Source organism: Brevibacterium sp. Mu109 (genome assembly GCF_900169375.1).
Taxonomy (GTDB): domain Bacteria; phylum Actinomycetota; class Actinomycetes; order Actinomycetales; family Brevibacteriaceae; genus Brevibacterium; species Brevibacterium yomogidense_A.
On the sequence record NZ_FXZF01000008.1, the window covers coordinates 118,564 to 141,063 of the forward strand.

The 22,500-nt window shown below is 70.4% G+C and carries 20 protein-coding genes; 12 read left to right on the forward strand and 8 right to left on the reverse strand.

Annotation, left to right across the window (positions count from 1 at the left end; translation table 11 throughout):
* Positions 1-44: 44 nt before the first annotated feature.
* Positions 45-449, forward strand: coding sequence for an ectoine synthase (locus BSP109_RS06815; protein WP_087007566.1), 405 nt, complete (start codon positions 45-47; stop codon positions 447-449).
* A 148-nt stretch (positions 450-597) separates the two neighbouring features.
* On the opposite strand, the gene BSP109_RS06820 is transcribed toward BSP109_RS06815, so the two are convergent.
* Complete coding sequence (locus BSP109_RS06820; RefSeq protein ID WP_087007564.1) at positions 598-1,986, reverse strand: FAD-dependent oxidoreductase; 1,389 nt, start codon at positions 1,984-1,986, stop codon at positions 598-600.
* Between the two features lie 156 nt (positions 1,987-2,142).
* Between BSP109_RS06820 and rarD the strand changes: the two genes are divergently transcribed.
* The gene (gene rarD / locus BSP109_RS06825; protein ID WP_087007562.1) at positions 2,143-3,069 is read left to right on the forward strand and encodes an EamA family transporter RarD; all 927 of its coding nucleotides are present in this window, start codon (positions 2,143-2,145) and stop codon (positions 3,067-3,069) included.
* 43 nt (positions 3,070-3,112) lie between these two features.
* On the opposite strand, the gene BSP109_RS06830 is transcribed toward rarD, so the two are convergent.
* The 3 genes from BSP109_RS06830 to BSP109_RS06840 all read right to left on the reverse strand — a co-directional run bounded on the left by BSP109_RS06830 (position 3,113) and on the right by BSP109_RS06840 (position 6,330).
* Positions 3,113-4,144: a polyprenyl synthetase family protein gene (locus BSP109_RS06830; RefSeq protein WP_257944586.1), complete on the reverse strand. Its 1,032-nt coding sequence runs from the start codon at positions 4,142-4,144 to the stop codon at positions 3,113-3,115.
* A gap of 75 nt (positions 4,145-4,219) precedes the next feature.
* Complete coding sequence (locus BSP109_RS06835; protein WP_257944587.1) at positions 4,220-5,632, reverse strand: geranylgeranyl reductase family protein; 1,413 nt, start codon at positions 5,630-5,632, stop codon at positions 4,220-4,222.
* Positions 5,629-6,330: a demethylmenaquinone methyltransferase gene (locus BSP109_RS06840; RefSeq protein WP_087007557.1), complete on the reverse strand. Its 702-nt coding sequence runs from the start codon at positions 6,328-6,330 to the stop codon at positions 5,629-5,631. The genes BSP109_RS06835 and BSP109_RS06840 overlap by 4 nt, the downstream gene beginning before the upstream one ends.
* 165 nt (positions 6,331-6,495) lie before the next feature.
* Here BSP109_RS06840 and BSP109_RS06845 point away from each other — a divergent pair, with 165 nt between their 5' ends.
* From BSP109_RS06845 to BSP109_RS06855, 3 genes are all read left to right on the forward strand, one after another.
* A complete protein-coding gene (locus BSP109_RS06845; protein ID WP_180959638.1) occupies positions 6,496-7,878 on the forward strand; it encodes an isochorismate synthase MenF in 1,383 nt (460 codons plus the stop codon).
* Positions 7,879-8,052: 174 nt separating this feature from the next.
* Positions 8,053-9,993 carry an FAD-dependent monooxygenase gene (locus BSP109_RS06850; protein WP_101599792.1) on the forward strand — a complete coding sequence of 647 codons (1,941 nt, stop codon included), beginning with the start codon at positions 8,053-8,055 and terminating at the stop codon, positions 9,991-9,993.
* A complete protein-coding gene (locus tag BSP109_RS06855) occupies positions 9,990-10,433 on the forward strand; it encodes a MarR family winged helix-turn-helix transcriptional regulator (protein ID WP_087007553.1) in 444 nt (147 codons plus the stop codon). Before BSP109_RS06850 ends, BSP109_RS06855 begins: the two co-directional genes overlap by 4 nt.
* Before the next feature lie 25 nt (positions 10,434-10,458).
* Here BSP109_RS06855 and BSP109_RS17480 read toward each other — a convergent pair whose 3' ends face one another.
* Positions 10,459-12,525: a thiamine pyrophosphate-binding protein gene (locus BSP109_RS17480; protein WP_219618505.1), complete on the reverse strand. Its 2,067-nt coding sequence runs from the start codon at positions 12,523-12,525 to the stop codon at positions 10,459-10,461.
* Positions 12,526-12,737: 212 nt separating this feature from the next.
* Here BSP109_RS17480 and BSP109_RS06865 point away from each other — a divergent pair, with 212 nt between their 5' ends.
* The 3 genes from BSP109_RS06865 to BSP109_RS06875 all read left to right on the forward strand — a co-directional run bounded on the left by BSP109_RS06865 (position 12,738) and on the right by BSP109_RS06875 (position 16,350).
* Entirely contained in the window at positions 12,738-14,297 is a 1,560-nt protein-coding gene (locus BSP109_RS06865) for an alpha/beta hydrolase family protein (RefSeq protein WP_101599793.1), read from the forward strand.
* 42 nt (positions 14,298-14,339) lie between these two features.
* The gene (locus BSP109_RS06870; protein WP_101599794.1) at positions 14,340-15,413 is read left to right on the forward strand and encodes an LLM class flavin-dependent oxidoreductase; all 1,074 of its coding nucleotides are present in this window, start codon (positions 14,340-14,342) and stop codon (positions 15,411-15,413) included.
* 190 nt (positions 15,414-15,603) lie between these two features.
* On the forward strand, positions 15,604-16,350 hold the full coding sequence (locus tag BSP109_RS06875; protein WP_101599795.1) for a hypothetical protein: 747 nt from the start codon (positions 15,604-15,606) through the stop codon (positions 16,348-16,350).
* Positions 16,351-16,364: 14 nt separating this feature from the next.
* Here the strand turns inward: BSP109_RS06875 and BSP109_RS06880 are convergent, their stop codons facing one another.
* Positions 16,365-17,441, reverse strand: a complete 1,077-nt coding sequence (locus BSP109_RS06880) for an o-succinylbenzoate synthase (protein ID WP_101599796.1) — start codon at positions 17,439-17,441, stop codon at positions 16,365-16,367.
* 138 nt (positions 17,442-17,579) lie between these two features.
* Between BSP109_RS06880 and BSP109_RS06885 the strand changes: the two genes are divergently transcribed.
* Genes BSP109_RS06885 through BSP109_RS06895 form a run of 3 tightly spaced genes read left to right on the forward strand, consistent with a single transcriptional unit; the run spans position 17,580 to position 20,998 of the window.
* Entirely contained in the window at positions 17,580-18,506 is a 927-nt protein-coding gene (locus tag BSP109_RS06885) for a 1,4-dihydroxy-2-naphthoyl-CoA synthase (protein ID WP_101599807.1), read from the forward strand.
* Positions 18,507-18,528: 22 nt separating this feature from the next.
* On the forward strand, positions 18,529-20,028 hold the full coding sequence (locus BSP109_RS06890; protein ID WP_101599797.1) for an AMP-binding protein: 1,500 nt from the start codon (positions 18,529-18,531) through the stop codon (positions 20,026-20,028).
* Between the two features lie 34 nt (positions 20,029-20,062).
* Positions 20,063-20,998: a 1,4-dihydroxy-2-naphthoate polyprenyltransferase gene (locus BSP109_RS06895; RefSeq protein ID WP_087007541.1), complete on the forward strand. Its 936-nt coding sequence runs from the start codon at positions 20,063-20,065 to the stop codon at positions 20,996-20,998.
* Positions 20,999-21,032: 34 nt separating this feature from the next.
* On the opposite strand, the gene BSP109_RS06900 is transcribed toward BSP109_RS06895, so the two are convergent.
* Positions 21,033-21,299, reverse strand: a complete 267-nt coding sequence (locus tag BSP109_RS06900) for a DUF4229 domain-containing protein (RefSeq protein ID WP_101599798.1) — start codon at positions 21,297-21,299, stop codon at positions 21,033-21,035.
* Positions 21,300-21,565: 266 nt separating this feature from the next.
* Here BSP109_RS06900 and BSP109_RS06905 point away from each other — a divergent pair, with 266 nt between their 5' ends.
* On the forward strand, positions 21,566-21,886 hold the full coding sequence (locus BSP109_RS06905) for a PLD nuclease N-terminal domain-containing protein (protein WP_101599799.1): 321 nt from the start codon (positions 21,566-21,568) through the stop codon (positions 21,884-21,886).
* A 112-nt stretch (positions 21,887-21,998) separates the two neighbouring features.
* Here BSP109_RS06905 and BSP109_RS06910 read toward each other — a convergent pair.
* On the reverse strand, positions 21,999-22,500 hold a 502-nt coding region (locus BSP109_RS06910), incomplete at its 5' end, for an IS30 family transposase (RefSeq protein WP_146001096.1).

Below are 22,500 nucleotides of genomic sequence, written 5' to 3' on the forward strand. Positions count from 1 at the left end.
GTTCCCCGAGCACCGCTCACACCACGATCTTCAGGAGTGATCCCATGTACGTTGTGAACATCGATGACCTCAACGGCACCGAGCGCGACATCGTCAGCGACAACTGGCGCAGCCGCCGCATGGTGCTGGCGCGCGAGGGCGTCGGCTTCTCGTTCCACGAGACGACCCTCTACGCAGGAACCACCTCGACGTTCCACTACCAGAACCACATCGAGGCCGTGTACTGCGTCGGCGGCTCCGGGACCATCACGGATGAGGAGACCGGAGAGGTCCACGAGCTGCGCGACGGCACGCTGTACCTCCTCGACAAGCACGACAAGCACACGGTGCGGACCGAGCACGAGATGCGGATGATCTGCACCTTCAACCCGCCCGTCACGGGCCGTGAGGTCCACGACGAGAACGGTGTCTACCCCGCTCTCAACGAGGACGGCACGCCGATCTCCTGACGCCTCGCGTCACACGCACAGAAGCGGCGGTCGCACCCGATGGGTGCGGCCGCCGCTTCTGTGCTGTGCAGTGCTCCTGTGCTGTGCTCCAGTGCAGTGCTCCTACGGAGTGCTTCTACGCGGTGCTCCTGCGCGCTGGAGGGGAGGCTCAGGCCTGCCGGCGCGAGTGCTCGAGCATCCCGACACGCGTGGGGATCTTGACGCGCTCACGGCCCTGCGGCTCGCCCAGCGCCTTCTCAGCGGTCTCCAGGCGATGGAACCCGTCCCAGTCCGCATAGTCGACTCCGCGCGCGTCCAGGAGCGCTGTGATGGCGTCCTCCGACGGTTCCTCAGGCTGCGGCAGCCGGCCGGCCTCGCGATCCTCGATGAGGTGGGTGATCGTCTGGAGCGCATCGCCCTTCGTGTGGCCGATGAGTCCGACGGGCCCGCGCTTGATCCATCCGGTCGCGTAGAGGCCGTCGATCACGGGAGTCTCTGCTGCGGTCGCCTGTGAGGTGCCCTCGTGGACTCGCCCCTCGACGTTCGTGATGACGCCCTTGTCGGCGTCGAACGGGATGTCCGTCAGCGGCGAGCCGAAGTAGCCCACAGCACGGTAGACGGCATCGAGGTCCCAGTCGTGCAGCGTGCCGGTGCCGACGACCCCGCCGTTCCCGTCCAGCTGCTGGCGCTCCGTCCGCAGGCCCGTCACGCCTGTCTCCTCGTCGCCCAGGACCTCGACGGGCGCATGGAGGAAGTGGAGGTGCAGACGCCGTGGCGCGCCCGTCGGCTCGCGCAGGGTGAAGTCCGTGAGCGTCTTCGTCACCTGCTTCGTCTGGTTGTTGCTGTGGATCGCGGCCATCGAGGCCTCGTCGAACTCGTAGTCCTCCGGGTACACGACGATGTCCACGTCCTTGACGAGGCCCAGCTCCCGCAGCTCCAGCGGGGTGAACTTCGTCTGCGCGGGCCCGCGGCGACCGAACACATGCACGTCCGTGACCCTGGAGTCCTTCAGGCCCTGATAGACGTGATCCGGGATCTCAGTGCTCAGCATGTCGTCGGCCTGCTTCGCGAGCACGCGGGCGACGTCCAGGGCGACGTTCCCATTGCCGATGACTCCGACGCGCTCCGCGTCGAGCGGCCACTCCTGAGACACGTCCGGATGCGCGTCGTACCAGTTGACGAAGTCCGCGGCGCCGTACGAGCGCGGCAGATCCACACCGGGGAGGTCCAGCCGGGCGTCGTCGAACGAGCCGGTCGAGAAGATCACCGCGTCGTAGTGCCGGCGCAGGTCCTCGAGCGTGAGGTCGGTCCCGAAGTCGACGTTGCCGATGAGCCGCACGTCGCCGCGGTCCAGCACCTTGATGAGGGCCTTCTGGATGCCCTTGATCCGCGGGTGGTCCGGAGCCACGCCGTAGCGGACGAGGCCGAACGGGACGGGCAGCCGCTCGAAGAGATCGATGCTGAGCTCGAAGTCGCGTTCGGCCTTGGTGAGCAGGTCCGCCGCATAGATTCCGGCCGGTCCCGCTCCTACGATCGCAACACGAAGAGCTCGACTCACTGTTCACACACCTTTCGCGGGTGGAGGCGTCTGCGACCACCACGACTGACGAGTACCGACCGTCCATCTTAGTGCTACCTCACCTGCCCCCACCGCGACCCTGCTCACACATACGGCACTTGTTCGGGAACTCACAGGCATCACTAGAGTGGGGACGTGACGCAGACCCCCGAACCCTCCGGCCTGCCCGCAGATGAGACGGCCAGGCGCCGTGCAGGACTGGTCAACGGAACGACCGCCTACCTCCTCTGGGGCTTCCTCCCCCTCTACTTCGACTCGCTGGCCCCCGCGGGCAGCCTCGAGATCCTCTCCCACAGGATCGTCTGGTGCCTGCTCTTCTGCGCGCTCCTCCTCGCACTGACCCGGGGGTATCCGCTCGTGTGGCGGATCCTCCGGAGCCCGCGGACCACTGTCACGCTCCTCGCCGCGAGCGTGCTCATCGCGATCAACTGGCTGGGGTTCCTGCTGGGGGTGGAGCTGGGACGCGTCGTCGAGGTCTCGCTGGGCTACTACATCAACCCACTCATCACGATCCTGCTGGGCGTCGTCTTCCTGCGGGAGAGGCTGCGTCCCCTGCAGTGGACGGCGGTCGGGGTCGCGGCCGTCGCGGTCCTGGTCATCTCGATCGGATACGGCTCCGTCCCCTGGCTGGGCCTGCTGGTCGCCTTCACCTTCGCGGGCTACGGGCTGCTGAAGAACAGGGTCGGCGCCACCGTCGGCGCGCTGGGCGGGCTGACGGTCGAGACGCTGATCCTGACGGTCCCGGCCGCAGCCTTCATCGGCTGGACCCTGGCGGCGGACACGGACACCTTCACGACCCAGGGCTCCTGGCACTTCGTCTTCATGCTGCTGCTGGGTCCGGCGACCGCCCTGCCCCTGCTGCTGTTCAGCGCCGCGGCGCGACGGATCCCGCTGAGCTGGGTGGGCATGCTGCAGTTCATCACCCCGTCGATGCAGTTCGTGACGGGCGTCTGGCTGCTGGGCGAGGAGATGTCACCGGCCCGCTGGGCGGGCTTCGCGATCATCTGGGTCGCGTGCGCACTCTTCATCACCGACATGGTGCGCACCTCACGCAGGCGCTGATCGACTCGACAGTGCTGGCGACAGTCCTGACGCCGGCCCGTCGTCAGGAGGTGCGTTCGACGACCTGCCGGGCGAACGCCTCGAAGCCATCGCGCACGTCGCCGGCAGGCAGCACCGCGAGCGCGGTGATCGCGTCCTCCGACCAGCGGCGGGCCTCGGCCCTCGCCTGGTCCGTGACCGGGTGTGCCGCGAGCGCGGAGCGCGCGGCCTCCAGAGCCTCGTCAGAGGTGAGATCCGCGTCCAGCAGGGCGACGACCTCGGCGGCGGATGCATCTCCAGCGGCAGCCGCACGGCGCGCATACAGGACGGGCAGGGTCGGAACGCCCTCGCGCAGGTCCGTCCCCGGAGTCTTGCCGGACGTCTCCGCATCGGAGGTGAGGTCGATGATGTCGTCGGCCAGCTGGAAGGCGACGCCGACCTTCTCGCCGTAGGCCCGGATCGGGTCGACGAGAGCGTCCGATGCGCCGGAGAAGCGGATGCCGAACTCACCGGCCGCCGCGATGAGCGAGCCGGTCTTGTCCGACAGCACGCGAATGTAGTGGTCGATGGGGTCGTCCTCCGGTCGCGGACCGGTGAACTCCGAGAGCTGTCCCAGGACCAGCCGCTCGAACGTCGTCGCCTGCAGGCGGACCGCGTCGGGACCCAGGCCGGCCGACAGCAGCGAGGCGCGGGCGAAGAGGAGGTCGCCGGTGAGGATGGCGACGGAGTTGCCCCACACCTCGTGGGCGCTGGGCGCTCCGCGGCGCACGGGGGCGTCGTCCATGACGTCGTCGTGGTAGAGCGTCGCCAAGTGGATGAGTTCGACGGCGGCGGCCGCATCGAGCACGTCGGACCGCGTCCCGTCGCCCAGTTCGGCGGCGAGGAGGACGAGCAGGGGGCGCACGCGCTTGCCGCCCGCGCGCATCAGATGGTGGGAGGCTTCGTGCGGCAGCCGGTCGGACTGCGCGGCGGCCTCCGTGAGCCGCGCCTCGACACGCTCGAGGCGGGTCGACAGGTCCATCGCCAGCGCGGAATCGGCCGCGGCGAACGGCCCAGCCGGCGGACGGGACAGGGTGCCCGCAGTATCGGGAGTCATCGGCTCGTTCATCTTCCTCATGGTCTCAGACGTCGCAGTCAGTATCGCACTCACCGGGCTCGGTCGTCCTTCCCCTCAGCTGTTCGTCGTCGCGGGGACGGAGCGGGTGAGTGCGGTGATGACACGATCCATGGAGTCCGCGTCACTCCCCTCGCTGTGGATGTTGCCCATCAGCCTCACCGCGAAGGCCATGAGCGCGTCGACTCCCATACCGTACTTGATCCCGAGGCTCATGAGCCCGGGCCGTCCGATGAGGTCCGCGAAGACCCGTCCCAGGGTGAAGTACCCGCCGAACCGATCGCGGACGATCTCAGGGTACTCCTGCATCGCGACGCGCCTGCGGTGCTGAGGCATCCGGTGGTGGGTGACGATCACGTCCGCGGCGATCCGCGCGCTCTCCAGCGCGTAGTCGATCCCCTCCCCGTTGAAGGGGCTCACCATGCCGGCGGAGTCCCCCACGAGCATGAGGCCGTCGCGGAAGTGCGGCGTGCGGTTGAACGCCATGGGCAACGCTGCGGAGCGGACCCGCTCCAGCTGCGTGGATTCGTCGATCGACCATTCGTGGCCCATCGCCGCGAGCCACTCATCGAGCACGGTGCGGTAGTTGACGGTGCCGAAGTGCGGGGAGGTGTCGAGGATCCCGAGTCCCACGTTCACGGTGCCGTCGCCCAGCGGGAACAGCCACCCGTACCCGGGCATGGGGTCGCCGCCGGATTCGCGCAGCTCCAACCAGCTCTCGAGGTAGCCGTCATCGTGGCGCGGCGAGGAGTGGTACGTGCGGACGGCCACCCCCATCGGGCGGTCATCGCGCTTCTCGACGCCGTGGGCGACGGAGACGCGTGAGGAGACGCCGTCGCAGGCGACGACGAGCGGTGCGCGGAAGTACGCCTCCGGACCGACCTTCCGACCGCGCTGATCCGTGCCGGTCGCGCGGACCCCGGTGAGCCAGCCGTCGGACCCGATGACCGGCTCCGTCGCCGCCACCTGCTCGTAGAGCCGTGCGCCCTGACGCTGCGCGTGGCGCGCCAGGGTCTCGTCGAGGCCCATGCGCGTCTTCGTGAGGCCGTAGTCGGGGAAGCCCCCGCCACCGGGCCAGTCGATCTCCATGCGGTGCCCGCCGCCGATCAGCCGCAGACCGCGGTTGCGATGCCATCCGTCCTCCGGGCGCGTGTCCACGCCCAGGTGCCCCAGTTCACGGACGGCCCGCGGGGTGAGCGCGTCACCGCAGATCTTGTCGCGCGGGAACGACGACTTCTCGAGCACCGCGACGTCGAGGCCCGCGCGGGCGAGGTGCGCGGCGGTCGCCGCACCTGCGGGACCGGCGCCCACGACGACGACGTCCGCGTCGATCACCCGGGCATCGAGGGGATGGGAGTCGAGGGGATCGGGGTCCTGCGGCTGGGAGTCCTGCGGCTGGGGGTCCTGAGGCTGGGCGTCGACGGGCCGAGTGTCCTGCATCGTCGTGCGGGGGTCCTGCGCTGCGCTCACGCGTCCGCCGGGCGGATGGCGCGATGGATGGCGACGATCCCCCCGGAGAGGTTGCGGTACTGGACGCGGTCGAACCCGGCATCCGCGATGACGCGGGCGAGACCGTCCTGGCCCGGCCACGCCCGGATCGATTCCGCGAGGTATTCGTACGATGCGGGGTTCGAGCTGATGAGCCGCGCGACCGGCGGGAACGCACGCATGAGGTATTCGCGGTAGACGGTGTCGAAGGGACCGAACACCGGCCGCGAGAACTCACAGATGACGAGGCGGCCGCCGGGCTTCAGCACGCGCTGCATCTGGGCGAGCGCACGCGTGGGATCGTTCACGTTCCGGAACCCGAAGCTGATGGTGACGACGTCGAACTCCCCGTCGGCGAAGGGCAGGTCCAGCGCATCCGCGTACATGAAGCGGATCCCGGGGTTCCGTGCGCGCCCCACGTCGAGCATCCCCTCGGAGATGTCGCCGGCGATGACGTCCGCGCCCGCCTGGGCGAAGGGGACGGAGCTCGTCCCGGTCCCGGCGGCCAGGTCGAGCACCTTCTCACCGGGCTGCGCATCGACGGCCTCGGCGACGATGCGGCGCCAGCGGCGGGTCTGCCCCAGCGAGAGCACGTCGTTCATGAGGTCGTACCGATCTGCGACGTCGTCGAACATCGACGCGACGTCGCCGGGATCCTTGTCGAGCTGGGCGCGATTCATGCACACCAGTCTCCCCCACCCGTGAGCCGGGTGCGAATCCGTCGAGCGCCCTGTCCCTGTGGAGCGCTGCTTCAGCCTCGTGCGGCTTCAGCCTCGCGACTCCGGTCCCTCGCAGCTCCGGTCCCTCCCAGCTCCGATCTCCCGCGGCTTCAGTATCGTGGGACCGTGCCCCACACCTCCGCTCCGTCCGCTTCCACGCCCCGTCTGACCGTCCGGTCATGGTTCGTCGACGGCCTCACGCCCGATGCGCCCCCGCCTTTCTCCGGGAACATCCCCACCAGCTCCCTGGACTTCCTGACGCAGCTGCCGACCTCCGGGTTCGCGTGCTGGGTGCGCGGACGATCCGGGCTCGTGGGGATCGGACGACGGCTGCGTCTGCGCGCCCGCGGCGAGGACCGGTTCCACGACCTCGCACGGCAGTGGGATGAGCTGGTCGCAGCCGCGGAGGTCGACGATCGCGTGGCCCTCATGGGATCCGGCCTCGTCGGCTTCTCCGCGATCGCGTTCGCCGCGGATTCCGGCGTGGACTCCGTGATCGACGTGCCGGAGTACATCCTCGGCAGACGCGACGGACGCGTCTGGCTCACGCACGTGGGCGGCGACGAGGACCCCACGCAGCCGGCCGCGCAGTCCGACGAGCTCATCGCTGGACTCCAGCTCACGCCCACTCCGCTGCGCGACCAGCGGATCGTCTCGCGGGCGCCGGGGCATGTGAGCCCCGAGCGCTTCGAGGAGATCGTCGCGCTGGCGGCATCGCGCCTGCGCAGCCCGGAGGCCGGCGAGCGCAAGATCGTCCTCGCCCGTGACGAAGTCATCACCGCCGAGGACGACATCGATGTCCGGACGGCCCTGGGTCGGCTCAACGCCGAGTTCCCGAGCACCTGGACGTTCCTCGTCGCGGGGCTGGTGGGCGCGACCCCGGAGCTGCTCATCGGAGTCGAGGACGGCGCGGTCCACTCGCGGGTGCTCGCCGGGACGTACCGGGTCCAGGACGATCCGGAGAAGGAGGTCGCCCGTGCGCGAGCGCACCTGGGAGGCCGCAAGGACTCCGTCGAGCACTCGTACGCGATCGATTCTCTCGCGAGCACGCTGGGGCCGGTGACGGAGGAGCTCCACGTGGATCCGGAGCCGCATCTCCTGCAGCTCGCGAACGTGATCCACCTGGCCTCCGACGCGCACGGCCGGCTGTCGACCCGCGCGGACGGATCACGGATCAGCCCGTTCGAGGTCGCCCACGCCGTGCACCCCACAGCCGCGGTGGGCGGCACTCCCCGTGCACGCGCGATGGACCTCATCAGCCAGTTCGAGGAGATGGACCGGGGTCGCTACGCCGGACCCGTCGGCTGGGTCGACGGCTACGGGAACGGGCAGTTCGGCATCGCTCTGCGGTGCGGTCAGCTCGAGGAGCGCAATCGGATCCGTCTGTTCGCCGGCGCCGGCATCATGCCGGATTCCGAGCCCGAATCCGAGCGCCGCGAGACGGACGCGAAGTTCGCACCCATGCGGAGCGCGCTGGGCGTCGACTGGAGCCCGGACACCTCGCACTGAGCTCCCCGCTGTCCCGGGCCCGAGGTCGCTGTCCTTCGTCCGAGGTCGGCCACCTTGAAACCGTTGGGGTACGAACGTTGTGCTCACCGAGACCACCCCGTCGTGATCCGCACCACGGATCGTGCTTCGCCCCGGAGCACACCGGCGGGAGAACGCAGGACCGAAGGAGCTCCGATGCAGTACTACCGCGATGGCTACCACTCCGGTGACCCCGCAGTCGCCCCCGCGGTGCAGGACCCCGACGACACGGTCGCCGGAGCGTCCGAGGACGTCGACGTCCTCATCGTGGGCACCGGCCCCGCCGGACTGGTCCTCGCGGCGCAGCTGGCGCGGCACCCCGGCATCCGCACGCGCGTCGTCGAACGGCGGGAAGGACCGCTCACCCTGGGCCAGGCCGACGGCGTGGCATGCCGCTCCGTCGAGATGTTCCAGGCCTTCGGGTTCGCCCATTCCCTCCTCGAGGAGGCCTACTGGGTCAACGAGACGACGTTCTGGCGCCCGGATGCCGAACGGCCCGGCACCATCATGCGCACCAGCCGGACCCGCGATGTCGAGGACGGGCTGAGCGAGATGCCCCACCTCATCATGAATCAGGCGCGCATCCACGACCACCTCCTCACCGCCGCGCACAACGCACCCGCACGCCTCGAGCCGGACTACGGCACGGCCTTCACGGGCCTGGAGCACACGGATCATCCGACCCACCCGGTCAGCGTCACCCTCGAGGACATGGAGACCGGCGCGGAATCGATGGTGCGCGCACGGTTCGTCGTCGGCTGCGACGGCGCACGGTCCGGCGTGCGCGCAGCGATCGGCAGGACGCTCGCGGGCGATCGGGCGAACCACGCATGGGGCGTCATGGACATCCTCCTCGACACCGACTTCCCTGACATCCGCTTCAAGAGCGCCATCCAGTCGGAGACCGGCAGCATCCTCCTCATCCCCCGCGAGGGCGGCTACCTGGCCCGCCTCTACGTGGACCTCGGCACGGTGACCGACGGGAACCGCACGGCGCTGCGCTCCATGAGCGCCGACGAGGTCGTCGAGGTCGCCCGCACGGTCCTCGCGCCCTACACCCTCGAGGTCAAGGAGACGGTGTGGTTCTCCGTCTACGAGGTCGCGCAGCGGATCGCGGACGGCTTCGACGACGTGGCCGACCGCGACGTGCGTGCCGGCGACGATGACGCGTCGCTGCCCCGCGTCTTCATCGCCGGGGATGCGTGCCACACGCACTCCGCGAAGGCGGGCCAGGGCATGAACGTGTCGATGCAGGACGCCTTCAACCTGGGGTGGAAGCTCGCGGCGGTGCTGGAGGGCCGGTCCGACCACGCGCTCCTGCACACGTACGACGCGGAGCGGCGCCCGGTCGCCCAGGAGCTCATCGACTTCGACAAGGAGTGGTCCGCGATGATGGCGGCGGCTCCTGCGGACCCGGATCATCCGGAGCGCGGGGGCGTCACGGCGGCGGAGCTCAGCGACTACTTCGTCCAGCACGGCCGGTACACCGCCGGCGTCGCGACCTCCTACCCCGCACGGTCCACGCATCTCACGGGCGGAGAGGAGCACCAGCACGTCGCCGCGGGCTTCCCGGTGGGCTTCCGGTTCCATTCCGCGCCCGTGCACCGGGCCGCAGATGCCAAGGAGATGCAGCTCGGCCATGCGGCGACCGCAGACGGACGCTGGCGCGTCTACGCGTTCGCCGACGCCGGCGAGCAGCGGTTCGACGCGTTCGTCGACTGGCTCGGCGAGGACCCCGGCTCCCCCGTCAACCGGCATCGCCTGCCCGGCGAGGACCTGGACGCGCGCATCGATGTGAGAGCCGTGCTCCAGCGACCCCACACGGAGATCGCACTGCCCGCACTGCCGGAGGTGCTCCGCCCCTCGAGCGGGGCACTGAGCCTCACCGACTTGGAGAAGGTCTTCTCCTCCTGCACGCATTCCGGCACGGACATCTATGCGGAGCGCGGGATCGACCCGCAGTCGGGCGCGGTCGTGGTCGTGCGTCCCGACCAGTACGTCGCGTCCGTCCTGCCGCTCGACGCGACCGCCGACCTCGCCGCGCTCTTCGACTCCGTCTTCGACGCCTCGGCGCTACCTGTGCCTGCCGGACGATGACGGCTCTCGTCCCGTCCCCGCAGCACTTCACGGGCCACCTGCTGCGACGCGCACAGCAGGCGCATGTGGCGGCGTGGACGCGGCACGTGTCGACCGGCGTGACGAGCGTCCAGTTCGCGACCCTCTCCGTGCTGGCGCGCGCGCCCGGCATGAGTCAGGCGGGGCTGGGCGGCGAACTGGGTCTGGATCGCGCGACCATCACAGACCTGGTCCGCCGGATGGAGGCACGAGGACACGTCGTCCGCACCGCCGATCCGGGCGATGCGCGCCGCAAGGTCGTCACCCTCACCCCGTCAGGCCAGGAGACGCTGCACGAGCTCCTGCCGCGAGTCGAGGCACTGGAGCCCATCCTCACGGGCGGGCTCTCTCCGGACGAACGCGCGCAGCTGCGGGTCCTGCTGGAGCGGGTCATCGACCAGGATCCGACGCCGTTGGGCTGAGCGGGCGGAGACGCCCGCACGCAGTTCAGGCCCGAACGCTCGGCAGCCGGATCTCGAAGAGCCCCGGAGCGCCGCTGTCGAGGAACTCGCGGAACCCCGCCGGGGCCGCCGTGCCGCGACCGGGCTCAGTCTGAACCGTCGCCCCTGCCTCGCCGGACTCGCTCTGACCCGTCCGCAGGTCCGCGGTGTACGCGCTCATGCCCAGGGCCCGGGCCGCCTCCGCGAGGCTCGTGCCGTGCGGCGTGCCGAAGAAGCGGTCGAAGCGGGACGCCACGTGCGGCTGCGAGTGCTCGAGGCCCGCGAAGATCGCACCTCCGTCGTCGTGGAGGACGACCGTCTGCAGACGCGGCCGGCGCTCGTGGGTCGGCACGACGAACCCGCCCAGATCGTGCAGGGCCGCGAGGTCGCCGATGAGCAGCCGCACGGGTTCCTCGTGGCCGCCCTGGTCCTCGATCGCGCCGTGGTCCTCAGTGGTGCGCTGGTCCTCAGGGGCACCCTGGTCCTCGAGTCCCAGTGCCACTCCCGAGGCCGTCGCCACCAGCCCGTCGATCCCGGCCAGTCCGCGCGAGGCCACGACGCGGGCAGGATGATGCGGCCGCTGGAGACGCGCGAGGTGCCGGATGGTGTTGGAGCTCGCCGCGACGAGGACGCCGGGCCGTTCCAGCAGTGCGAGCACCGCCGCATCGGTGGGATCCTCCGAGTCGTTCACCGGCCCGGAGGCGAGCGCCGCCCAGTCGGCCCACCACGAACCGGTCCCCGCACCGTCCGCAGCGCCGTCCTCAGCACCGTGCGCAGCAGCGTCCTCAGCAGCGCGCATGGGAGCGTGCTCAGCAGCGCGCGTGCCGAGTTCGGACACCGTGTCCGCGAGCCCATCGGCGTCGTACGGGACGGTGATCCTCTCCAGATCGTCGCGTCCGATCAGCTGTGCGACGGGGCGCGACAGGGTCGGACGGCCGGTCACGATGACGTGGGTGATGCGCGCGCGCACGTCTGCAGATGCCGAACCGCCCAGCAGCTGCGCGTGCGCCGGGAGGGTGCACGGATGCGAGGCGAGCGCCGACGACGGCTCCGCGAAGACGGGGACGCAGAACTCCGCGGCGAGGTCTGCGAGGGTGCGGGTGGCGAAGCCCAGGTCGTCTCCCGCGACGATCACCGGTCGTGACTGCGGGTCCGCGAGCACGTCGCGGATCGTGCTCCACGGTGCGGTACCGCCTGCGGGGCCGGCGTCTCCCGAGGCGACCTCCGCACGAGCACCGGAACCGTCGGCGCCCCCACTCTGGCCGGGTGCGGCTGCGCCCCCGCCCTGGCCGAGTGCAACTGCGCCCCCGCCCTGGCCGAGTGCAACTGCGCCCCCGCCCTGGCCGAGTGCAACTGCGCCCCCGCCCTGGCCGAGTGCAACTGCTCCCTCGCCCTGGTCGAATGCAGCAGCTCCGCGCTCCGCGGCCGGGGACACGAGCACCGGTTCGCCCGCCGCATCCGGGTCGGGGACGAGGGGCGCGTCGAACTGCGCATTGAGCTGGACCGGCCCGCCCGGCGACGTGCAGGCGCGGGTGACGGCGGCCTCGGCGGCGGTCGCCCAGGTGAAGTCGGCCCCATCAGCCTCCTCCCCGTCCGCGGGGACGGGGAGGTCCCATGCGGCGACGACCTCGGGCAGCGCCTCGTGCTGGGCGTCGAGCGTCTGATTGGCGCCCGTGCCGCGCAGTCGAGCGGGACGATCGGCGGTCACGAGCACGAGCGGCAGGTGCGCGTGCGCGGCTTCCATGACCGCGGGATGGAGGTTGCCCACGGCGGACCCGGACGTCGTCACGACCGCGACGGGCCGGTGCACCCCTGTGAGTCTGCCGGCCTTCGCTATGCCCAGCGCTGTGAACGCCGCGTCCCGCTCGTCGATGCGGACGTGGAGGCGCAGCGGGCGGGCTTCGCGCGGCGAGGACTCCGTCCACTCCGCAGACTCCGCGCACTCCGCCTCCGCGTCCGCGAACGCGTAGACCAGCGGCGCGGAGCGGGAGCCCGGGGACAGGACGACGTCGCGCACACCGGAGACCAGCAGTGCGCGCACCAGACGGCGGGCGGAGACGGTCGAGGCATTCACCCGGCGATTCTCCCACGACCGCTCACGGCCCTCCGCGCGCTGCCCGCTCCCCAATCCGCGCGCTGCCCGCTTCCCAATCCGCGCGCTGCCCGCTTCCCAACCTGACTTGCGCGTTCACCTTCCGGCCATATACTCGCCACCGAACCGCCACCCGCACCCCTGCTAAGGGAGCGGGCGCGCACCCGTGCGCACCACCCCTGCAAGGAGACCCGATGATCCCCGCCGCACTCAAGCTGTCCGTCGGCGCCCGCGCCGTACGGGCGCTCACCGTGCTGCGCCGCCGCACCGGCGCGTTCCCCGGCAGGGATCAGTCGACCGCGTTCCTGGGTCCGGAGCCCACGGGTGAGGCCGCACGGCACTTCCACGTCCGCGACAAGCGGAAGCTCACCTCACGGCTGCGCGAGTTCTTCGTGTTCTCCCCCGCGCTGGGCCGGACCGTCGGTGTGCGCGTGCTCCTGCCGGGACGCCCATCGGAGTCCGCACCGGTCCTGTGGCTGCTCCACGGATCCGGCGATGACTTCCGCAGCTGGACGGACTTCGGAGACGCAGAGGCGCTCACCGCGGACTCTCCCCACCTCGTCGTCATGCCCGACGCCAGCGCCGCCAGCTACAGCCGCCACGCGGTCCACGGCACGCGCGACACCGGTCGGGGCACCCGCGTCGACAGCGACGACGAGGTGCTCGACTGGCCCGCGTTCCACCTGGAGGAGCTCTCCGCCTTCATCGCGGACACGTTCTCCGTGCGCCCCGACCGCATCGACTCCGCGATCGCCGGCCTGTCCATGGGCGGATACGGGGCGATGAAGTACGCGGCCCTGCACCCCGACCGGTTCGCGGCGGCCGCAGCCTTCTCCTCCCCGCTGGACCCGGCCTCGGCCGTACCGCTGTTCGACATCATCGCCCTGCGCCAGGGCGGGGCGGCCCGATCGCTGTTCGGCGATCCCAAGCACGACCGCGCGGAGTGGGATGCGAACTCCCCCGTCGCGCTCGCCGCGAACCTCCGCCACACGGACCTCTGGTTCTCCGCCGGTTCGGGCACTCCGGACCCGGACACGGAGGACGCCGTCGACCTGCTGGAGACCGAGGTCGCGGCGCACGGCGCTCGCTTCCACACCGCGCTGGAGCGCCTCGGCATCCCCCACGTCTGGTGCCCGCGCCCCACCGGAGTCCACAACTGGGCCCTGTGGCGGCGCGAGCTCGCCGAATGGCTCGCCCACATCGACGCGTCCCCGGACGCCGTGGACGACCCGTACGCGGACGGAGCCTCCTTCGACCACGTGACCGGCGAACCGGCCTTCTCCGTCCACGGCTGGACCGTGTCGCTCTCCCGGCGACGCGCTCAGCTCACGCAGTTCCGCGACGTGAGCGGTCAGGGATTCACCCTCACGGGGTCCGGCACGTTCCGCGTGCAGACAGCAGACGTCTTCCACCCGGGCGAGAAGTATCGGGTCACGGTCTCCTCGCCGCTCACGGACACCTCCTACACGCTGTGCGCGGACGCGGACGGCCGTTTGGAGATCACCGGTCGGATGGCCGGAGCCATGCACGACCCGATCATCCCGGGCCGTCGCACGCGCCACTTCCGCGAGTTCGGCGCCGACGCGGTCACCCGCGTCGCCATCGCCGCGCACGTCTCCGACGGGACGTCAACGGCGCAGATGGGTGGGGCGATGCAGGAGAACACCACCACCGCCGAGGCCCCCACCAGTCCCGTGGTCCGGGAACAGAACAGCGCTCCCGCTGGTTCACCCCTCGAGAACTTGAAGTTTTAACCGTCGTCGGGTGCTGCACTCCGCCGACACGAGGAGGACGCCATGACGAGCGCCGCACATGACACGACACCGGTCACGACGCCCAGCACAAAGGGCCCGGAGCTCGGGCTCGACACGTTCGGCGACGTCACCGTCGACGCCGACGGCACCCCGCTGCCCCACCACCAGGTGATCAGGAACATCGTCGACCAGGCAGTGCTCGCGGACTCCGTGGGCGTCGATTTCATCGGGGTGGGCGAGCACCACAGGGACGACTTCGCGGTGTCTGCGCCGGACATCGTCCTGGCCGCGATCGCAGCGCGGACGCAGCGGATCAGGATGGGCTCTGCGGTGACGGTCCTGAGCTCCGATGACCCCATCCGCGTCTTCCAGCGGTTCTCGACGATCGACGCGATCTCCTCCGGCCGCGCCGAGGTCATCCTGGGCCGCGGGTCCTTCACCGAGTCCTTCCCTCTCTTCGGCTTCGACCTGCGGCAGTACGAGGAGCTCTTCGAGGAGAAGCTGGACCTCTTCTCCCACCTGCTGACCGAGGAGCCGGTCACCTGGGAGGGCCGCCATCGGGCCCCGCTGCGCAATCAGCGGGTGTACCCGCCCACGCACGACGGTCTGAAGACGTGGATCGCGGTGGGCGGCAGCCCGGAGTCCGTCATCCGCGCGGCGACGTACCGCATCCCCCTCATGCTCGCCGTGATCGGCGGGCCGGTCGACCGCTTCGCCCCGTTCGCAGACCTCTACCGCCGGGCGAACGACCAGCTCGAGCAGCCGCAGGCCCCGATCGGCGTGCACTCCCCCGGACACATCGCGGAGACGGACGCCGAGGCGCGGGACCACCTGCGCGAGCACTGGATCGCCAACCGCAACCGGATCGGCCGCGAGCGGGGCTGGGGCCCCGCGGGCGAGCGCGAGTTCTCCGGCGAGATCGAGGAGGGCGCGCTCTACGTCGGCTCGCCCGACACGGTCGCTGCGAAGGTCGCGCATGCCGTGCGCACTCTGGGCGTCGACCGCTTCGACCTCAAGTACGCGAACGGCCCGATGCCCCACGAGCAGCTCATGCGCTCCATCGAGCTCTACGGCACGGAGGTCATCCCCCGCGTGCGCGCACTGCTCGCGGACTGACGCGCTCGGGTCACCGACGCCTTCACCCGCGCGGCCCCGCAGCACTGCGCTCGCAGGTGATCGCGGACCCGCCGCGCGTCCGTGTGTCCGATCTGGCACACCGCCGTGCGTCGACCCCTCCCGCCGCCCCGTACATTTGTTCCGTACGAACCGAACGGGAAGCGAAGCGTCCCGGAATCCGAGGAGTGGCATGAAGAAGTCGACACTGCGACTGACGGTCGTGAGCGCGTGCGTGGGAGCGGGCCTCGTGCTCGCGGGCTGCGGCGGCGGATCGGAGGAGGCCGCCGGCACCGATGCGGCCGCTGAGGAGCAGGGCGGTGGCGAGGGATCGGCTGACGAAGCGGCGGCCGAAGAGGCTCCCGCCGAGGCCGAGCCGGCGACCGAGGAGGACCTCATCGCCGCGGTCGAGGCCGGAGGGTTCACCGCCGAGGTCGCCGACGCCGAGGCGCTGAGCGGTGCCGCAGGGGCGATGGGCGATATCACGGTGGAGCCCGCGGAGTGCGAGGTCTTCATGAATGCCGCACTCACCGCCGCAGAAGAAGCGGATACGACGGTCGTCACCGGCCTCCCTGCGGAGTCGTCCGCCTCCAGCATCGGAGGCGCGCTCGGCTACCCGTCCGCAGATGACGCTCTCGCCGCAATGGAGACGAACTCCGACTCCCTGGGCACCTGCAGCGACATCACGGTGACGATGCAGGACATGGAGCTCGCGACCTCGACGACGGAGATCGACGCAGAGGTCGACGGTGCGGACGCGGTCTTCGCGACCGAGGTGGAGATGGACGTCGCGGGACAGTCCATGACGACGACCTCGATCCAGGCACTCAAGGGATCAGCCGTCCTCACTGTCACCGGGACCTCGGGCGCGGGTGTCGAAGGTGCCAGCATCGAAGACATGAGCACGACCGCGGCTGACATGGTGGCGGCGCTGCCCTGATCCGCCGCGGGTGATCAGCCCGCGCGCCCGGAGTCCTCTCCTCGCGTGACGTGCTTCCAGCAGGCCTCGAGCCGTTCGGTCCAGAACCGGGCGCGCTCGGGGCCTGCTGCGTGTGCGGCGAGCAGGTCCTCGTCGGGTTCGACCCGCCCCAGCGGCAGGCTGCCGTCCTGGGGCAGCAGCGCGGGATCTGCGACGTCCCCGGCGAACAGGGCCGCGGTGCCCAGCCCCGCGGCGGGTTCGGAGCCCAGGAGGCATTCGGCCTCTCTGGACAGCGGAAGGTGCGCGGCGAGTGCGGCGCCCGCAGCGAGGCCCACGCTCGATTCCAGGGCGGACGACACCACCGCGGGCAGTCCCGCCGCCTCGATGATCGCCGCCGCGGCACGGATCCCGCCCAGCGGCTGGGCCTTCACGACGATGACGTCCGCCGCGCCCCGCGCGGCGACGCTCAGCGGGTCGGACACTTTGCGGATCGATTCGTCGGCCGCGATCGGCACCGGCAGGCGGGCGCTCGAGATCCACTCTCGCAGGCGGGCGAGGCCGTCGACGTCGGGCACCGGCTGCTCGACGTACTGGAGCGGCCCCGTCCGCGCCAGTGCCGTGAGGGCGGTCTTCGCCTCGTCGTGCGTGTATGCGCCGTTCGCATCGCAGCGCACCGAGGCGTCGGGCAGCGCCCGCCGCACCGCCGCGACCCGGGCGATGTCATCCTCGAGAGACGCAATGCCCCTCTCCGCGATCTTGATCTTCACCGCGCGCACGCCCGGGTAGCGGGCCGCCACAGCCGGCACGCGATGCGCGGGGACGACGGGGATGGTCGCGTTGACGCGCACGCCGTCGCGCAGGGGCGAGGGGTACGGGAGTGCGGCCGATTCCACTGCGGCGAGCAGCCAGCGGGATGCCTCCGGCACGTCGTACTCCGTGAACGGGGCGAACTCCGCCCACCCCGCGGGTCCCTTCACGAGGCACGTCTCCCGCACCGTGATGCCCCGGAATCGCGTCACCATGGGCAGCGCGACCGGGACGACGCGTTCGAACAGGTCGTCCGGGCGTGCCGTGTGGTCGAGGACTGTGCGGACCTCCGGGCTGATGAGCATACGGGCCACGATACGGCCACGCCCCCGGGGCAGCGCCAACCGTGCCGCGCGTCCCCAACGACTCTGCGGGAGTGTGGCGGAGCGCCTGCGGGATCCTGCGCCGAGGGTGGGGCCCAACCGGCCGATATGCTGGCGGGCATGAGCAACTCACAGGTCTCCGACATCTTCGACCCGACAGCGTGGCGCGAAGTCGTCGGCTTCGACTTCACAGACATCACCTACCACCGCGCGATCGATGCGGACGGTGCGGACATCGGCTGCGTGCGCATCGCGTTCGACCGCCCTGAGATCCGCAACGCGTTCCGTCCCCATACGGTCGACGAACTCTACCGCGCGCTCGACCACGCCCGCCAGACCCCGGACGTGGGTGCCGTGCTGCTGACCGGCAACGGTCCCAGCGCGAAGGACGGCGGCTGGGCGTTCTGCTCCGGCGGCGATCAGCGGATCCGCGGCCGGTCCGGCTACCAGTACGCAGACGGCGAGACAGCGGAGACGATCGATCCCGCTCGCGCCGGGCGACTCCACATCCTCGAAGTGCAGCGCCTCATCCGCACGATGCCCAAGGTCGTCGTCGCGGTCGTGCCCGGCTGGGCGGCGGGCGGCGGCCACTCGCTGCACGTGGTCTGCGACTTGACGATCGCGTCCCGCGAGCACGCGCGCTTCAAGCAGACGGACTCCGACGTCGGGTCGTACGACGCCGGCTACGGCTCCGCCTACCTCGCGAAGATGGTCGGGCAGAAGAAGGCGCGGGAGATCTTCTTCCTGGGCCGCGAGTACTCCGCAGAGGACATGGAGCGCATGGGTGCGGTGAACATCGTCGCCGACCACGCAGAGCTCGAGTCGACCGCACTGGACGTCGCCCGCGAGATCCTGAGCAAGTCCCCCAACGCGCAGCGCATGCTGAAGTTCGCCTTCAACCTGGTCGACGACGGGCTGGTGGGCCAGCAGGTGTTCGCGGGCGAGGCGACCCGGCTGGGATACATGACGGACGAAGCGGTCGAGGGCCGCGACGCCTTCCTCCAGAAGCGGGACCCCGACTGGTCGCCCTTCCCCTGGTACTACTGAGCCGATCGGTGCTGCTGAGCCGATGACCACGCACAGCACTGTCTCTGCAGTCGCGGAGATGCTGGCCGGCGGGCCCGGGATCCTGCTGCCCCGCGAACGCAGCGGAGCGCTCCGCACGTTCGGACCCGCGGCGTACGATCCGGCGGGCACGCCGCGTCCGGCGCCGTCGCTGGTCCTGTTCACCTCGGGATCCACCGGGACGCCCAAGGGCGTCGCACTGGGTCGCGACGCGCTCGTGGCATCGGCCCGTGCGACCGAGGACCTGCTGTCCGGGCCGGGCCGCTGGCACCTGTGCCTTCCCGTCAACCACATCGCGGGACTCCAGGTGGTGCTGCGCGCGCTGCTCGCGGGGGCGCCGCCCACCGTGGCATCGCCCGCGCCGGCGGGAGCCCCCGCGTTCGACCCGCAGCGGTTCGCCGACGACCTCGCGCAGACGCTGCGAGCCGCGGGAGACGCTCCCGTCTACACCTCGCTCGTCCCCACCCAGCTCACCCGGGTCCTGCAGTCGCCGAAATCCGCCCAGGTGCTCGCCCGCACCTCCGCCGTGCTGCTGGGCGGCGCGTCGATCTCACCGCGCCTGCTCGAGCGCGCGGCGGATGCCGGTGTGCCGATCGTGCGCACGTACGGCATGAGCGAGACGGCCGGCGGATGCGTCTACGACGGCCTCCCCTTCCCCGAGGTCGATGTCCGGATCGCCGGCGACGGCCGCATCGTGCTGGCGGGCCCCGTCCTCGCAGACGGCTACGTGCGAGTCGACGAGGATCCGATCTCCCTGACTGCGATCCCCCACCCGCCGGCCCCGCTGGAGGGTCAGGCTGACAGTCCGGCCGACGGTCGGACTGACGGCCGCACAGACTGTCGAGTCGACGGTCCAGCCGACTTGGACCGTGCCGCGGACCTTCCTCTCGCCGGCGGATTCCACGGCGAGGGTCCGCAGCGAGTGCTCGTGACGAGCGACCTCGGCCGGTGGGATGACAGTGCGACCGATGGGCGCCTCGGCGACGGTTCCCGGCAGGCCGCCGAAGGGGCGGGCGAGCGTCCTCGCATCGACGTGCTGGGACGCGCCGACGATGTGATCGTCACCGGTGGCGAGAACGTCTCGCCCCACGAGGTCGAGACCGCGCTGCTCCCCCTGGCGGAGCCGCTGGGGTATGCGGAGGTCCTCGTGACCGCCCGGGCAGACGAGGAATGGGGCGAGGTGCTCGTCGCGCTGCTCGTGCCCGACACCGCGCGGGCGACGGGCTCGGAGGGATCTGCTGGGGCTGGGGGTTCGGCAGGTTCGGCAGGTTCAGGGGGATCGCACGGTTCGGACGCTGCAGGGGGCCGTGCTCAGCGTCCCGTTCCCGTACCGGATGCGGTGCTGGAGACTCTGAAGACGGGACTGCGCTCGCGGGGGATCGCCGGGCCGAGGGTCCCCCGATTCGCGGTCGAGGTGGATGCGCTGCCGGTCAAGTCGATCGGAAAACCGGATCGTGCGGCGGCACGGACCCTCGGCGAGGCCGCTCCGCCCGTGGATGGGTAGGATACGGAAGGTTCGAGAGGAAGGGGAGGTGCGGATGGCGACGTTCGGCGAGTGGGTCGAGGGCGCGCGGATGCGTACGCTCCCACTGGCGATCGCTCCCGTCCTCATCGGGGCCGGCGCCGGCCTGGGTGCGCTGGGAGGCTTCGCGACGATCATCCTCGGCTCGACGGGGCCGGGCGAGCAGCAGACCGTCAACATCACCGCCGTCCTCCTGCGCACCCTGCTGGCACTCATCGTGTCGCTCGGCCTGCAGATCGGGTCGAACTATGCGAACGACTACTCCGACGGCATCCGCGGCACCGACGACGTGCGCGTGGGCCCCATGCGGCTCACAGCGACCGGAGCGGCGGAACCGGAGACGGTGAAGCGCGCGGCATTCATCTGCTTCGGTGTGGCGGGGGTCGCGGGCCTTGTGCTCGTGCTCGTCTCCAGCCAGTGGTGGCTCATCCCTGTCGGAGCCGCGGCGGTCCTGGCTGCCTGGTACTACACCGGCGGCAAGCGCCCCTACGGCTACATGGCGATGGGCGAGCTCTTCGTCTTCACCTTCTTCGGCCTGGTCGCCACACTGGGCACTGCCGCATCGATCGCCGGCGGCGTGACCCTGTCGGCGGTGAGCGGTGCGATCGCGATCGGCCTCTTCGCGTGCGGCGTGCTCATGGCCAACAACATCAGGGACATCCCCACGGACCGCGAGGTCGGGAAGACGACGCTCGCCGTCCTCCTGGGCGATTCCATGTCGCGGGCGGTCTACACCGTGTTCGTGGCCGCGCCGTTCGTGATGCTCATGGGGCCCATCGTCGACGGGCATCCTGCGAGCGTCATCGCGGTGCTCTCGCTGGTGCTCGTGGTGCAGCCGGTGAAGCTGGTCCTGTCGGGAGCCACGGGTGCCGACCTGATCCCCACGATCAAGGCCACGTCGCTGACCGCTCTGGCCTTCTCATTCCTGCTTGCCCTGGGCATCGCCCTCTGAACCGGCGATCACGGATCCGCGGGCTGCACGAGCCTCACGCGTCGTCGATGCTGCGGTCCTCGTCCGTCTCGTCGCGGCCCTTCTTCTGAGCCTTCTCCTCACGGCGGCGCTGCATGCCGTCGACGAGCTCCTCCGCGGACCTGTTGCGCAGCGGCGCCAGCACGAGGAAGCTCAGCAGCGCGGAGATCACGATCCCCACGACCGTGCCCACGAGGGTTCGACCCCAGATCGTCCAGACGACGAGGACGCAGCCCACGAGCATGGCGAGGCGGGCGAGGTTGTACACGAGGAAGGAACGCATGATGCTCCAGTGTAGTGATCGCGTCGTCCCCCGCCTCTCAGGTCGTCTCAGGCTCTCGAACAGCGGTGCCGCGCGGAGGCGGACGTTCGCCGGAACTGGGACGGAGGCGGCGATGGGTACTGCAGTGGGGATGGCACGGGGAATCGCACTGGGGATCGCACTGGGGATCGCAGTGCGGACTGCGCTGGGAAGTGTGCTCCGGATTGCGGATCGAACTGTGCGAACCCTCCGCACCAAGAGGTCTTGAGTCGACTAAGATTGACGGCATGGCAAGGGGAATCGTCGTCGGAATCGTGTTGGCCGTGGCCATCATGCTCTACAGCGTGTTCGACTGCGCTGCGCGCCCACGGGACAGGATCGCCGCGTTGCCGAAGTGGGGCTGGATCCTGGTGATCCTCCTGCTCCCGGTCATCGGAGCGGCGCTGTGGTTCCTCATCGGCCGCAAGCGCGCGGACGGCGGCTTCGGCGGACGCAAGACGGCAGGGCCCCCGGCACCGGATGACGATCCGGACTTCCTTCAGCGCATCGCAGACGACGTCGAGCAGCAGCAGCGTCGCGAACGCCGCGAACGCGGCGAGTTCGACTGACGAAGATCTGAAGACGAGCATCGCCGCCTGAGAAGCGCCGCGGGGCAGATGAGAAGCGCCGCGGGGCCGAATGCTCACAATCCGCACAGATTCGGACGGCGGTTTCAACGGGTCATCGCAACAGGTGGTCTGAGAGTACTTCGTAGGGAGTCGCGAATTCCAGACGCCGACGTGGTCGGCGGTTCATCTGATCGGCGACGTGGTCGAGATCGATCTGGCTGTGGACGCTGAGATCAGTGCCCTTGGGAAAGTACTGACGCAGCAGACCGTTGGTGTTCTCATTCGTCGCTCGCTGCCACGGCGAATGAGGATCCGCGAAGAAGATGTCGATACCGGCCATCTGCGCGATGCGTTGATGAGCGTACATCTCTGTTCCCTGGTCCCAGGTCAACGAGCGCTTGAGCGCCTCGGGCAACTCTGCGAGCTTGGACACCAGCCCGTCGGATAGCCCCTCGACGCGGTTCTTCGTCGGCTCCAGATGGACCAGGAGAAGGTAGTTCGAGTGGCGCTCCACGACCGTGCCGATCGCGGAGTGACCGTTCTTCCCGATGATCAGATCGCCTTCCCAATGGCCAGGAACCGATCGGTCCAAAGCCTCGTCAGGTCGGTCCCAG

Excerpts from the sequence above, each read along its gene's own strand:
- BSP109_RS06905 (WP_101599799.1), top strand. The coding sequence starts at position 21,566 with ATGGCAAGGGGAATCGTCGTCGGAATCGTGTTGGCCGTGGCCATCATG.
- BSP109_RS06865 (WP_101599793.1), top strand. The coding sequence starts at position 12,738 with ATGATCCCCGCCGCACTCAAGCTGTCCGTCGGCGCCCGCGCCGTACGG.
- BSP109_RS06855 (WP_087007553.1), top strand. The coding sequence starts at position 9,990 with ATGACGGCTCTCGTCCCGTCCCCGCAGCACTTCACGGGCCACCTGCTG.
- BSP109_RS06815 (WP_087007566.1), top strand. The coding sequence starts at position 45 with ATGTACGTTGTGAACATCGATGACCTCAACGGCACCGAGCGCGACATC.
- BSP109_RS06850 (WP_101599792.1), top strand. The coding sequence starts at position 8,053 with ATGCAGTACTACCGCGATGGCTACCACTCCGGTGACCCCGCAGTCGCC.
- BSP109_RS06875 (WP_101599795.1), top strand. The coding sequence starts at position 15,604 with ATGAAGAAGTCGACACTGCGACTGACGGTCGTGAGCGCGTGCGTGGGA.
- BSP109_RS06870 (WP_101599794.1), top strand. The coding sequence starts at position 14,340 with ATGACGAGCGCCGCACATGACACGACACCGGTCACGACGCCCAGCACA.
- BSP109_RS06880 (WP_101599796.1), bottom strand. The coding sequence starts at position 17,441 with ATGCTCATCAGCCCGGAGGTCCGCACAGTCCTCGACCACACGGCACGC.
- BSP109_RS06885 (WP_101599807.1), top strand. The coding sequence starts at position 17,580 with ATGAGCAACTCACAGGTCTCCGACATCTTCGACCCGACAGCGTGGCGC.
- BSP109_RS06890 (WP_101599797.1), top strand. The coding sequence starts at position 18,529 with ATGACCACGCACAGCACTGTCTCTGCAGTCGCGGAGATGCTGGCCGGC.
- BSP109_RS06830 (WP_257944586.1), bottom strand. The coding sequence starts at position 4,144 with ATGACTCCCGATACTGCGGGCACCCTGTCCCGTCCGCCGGCTGGGCCG.
- BSP109_RS06895 (WP_087007541.1), top strand. The coding sequence starts at position 20,063 with ATGGCGACGTTCGGCGAGTGGGTCGAGGGCGCGCGGATGCGTACGCTC.
- BSP109_RS06840 (WP_087007557.1), bottom strand. The coding sequence starts at position 6,330 with ATGAATCGCGCCCAGCTCGACAAGGATCCCGGCGACGTCGCGTCGATG.
- BSP109_RS06900 (WP_101599798.1), bottom strand. The coding sequence starts at position 21,299 with ATGCGTTCCTTCCTCGTGTACAACCTCGCCCGCCTCGCCATGCTCGTG.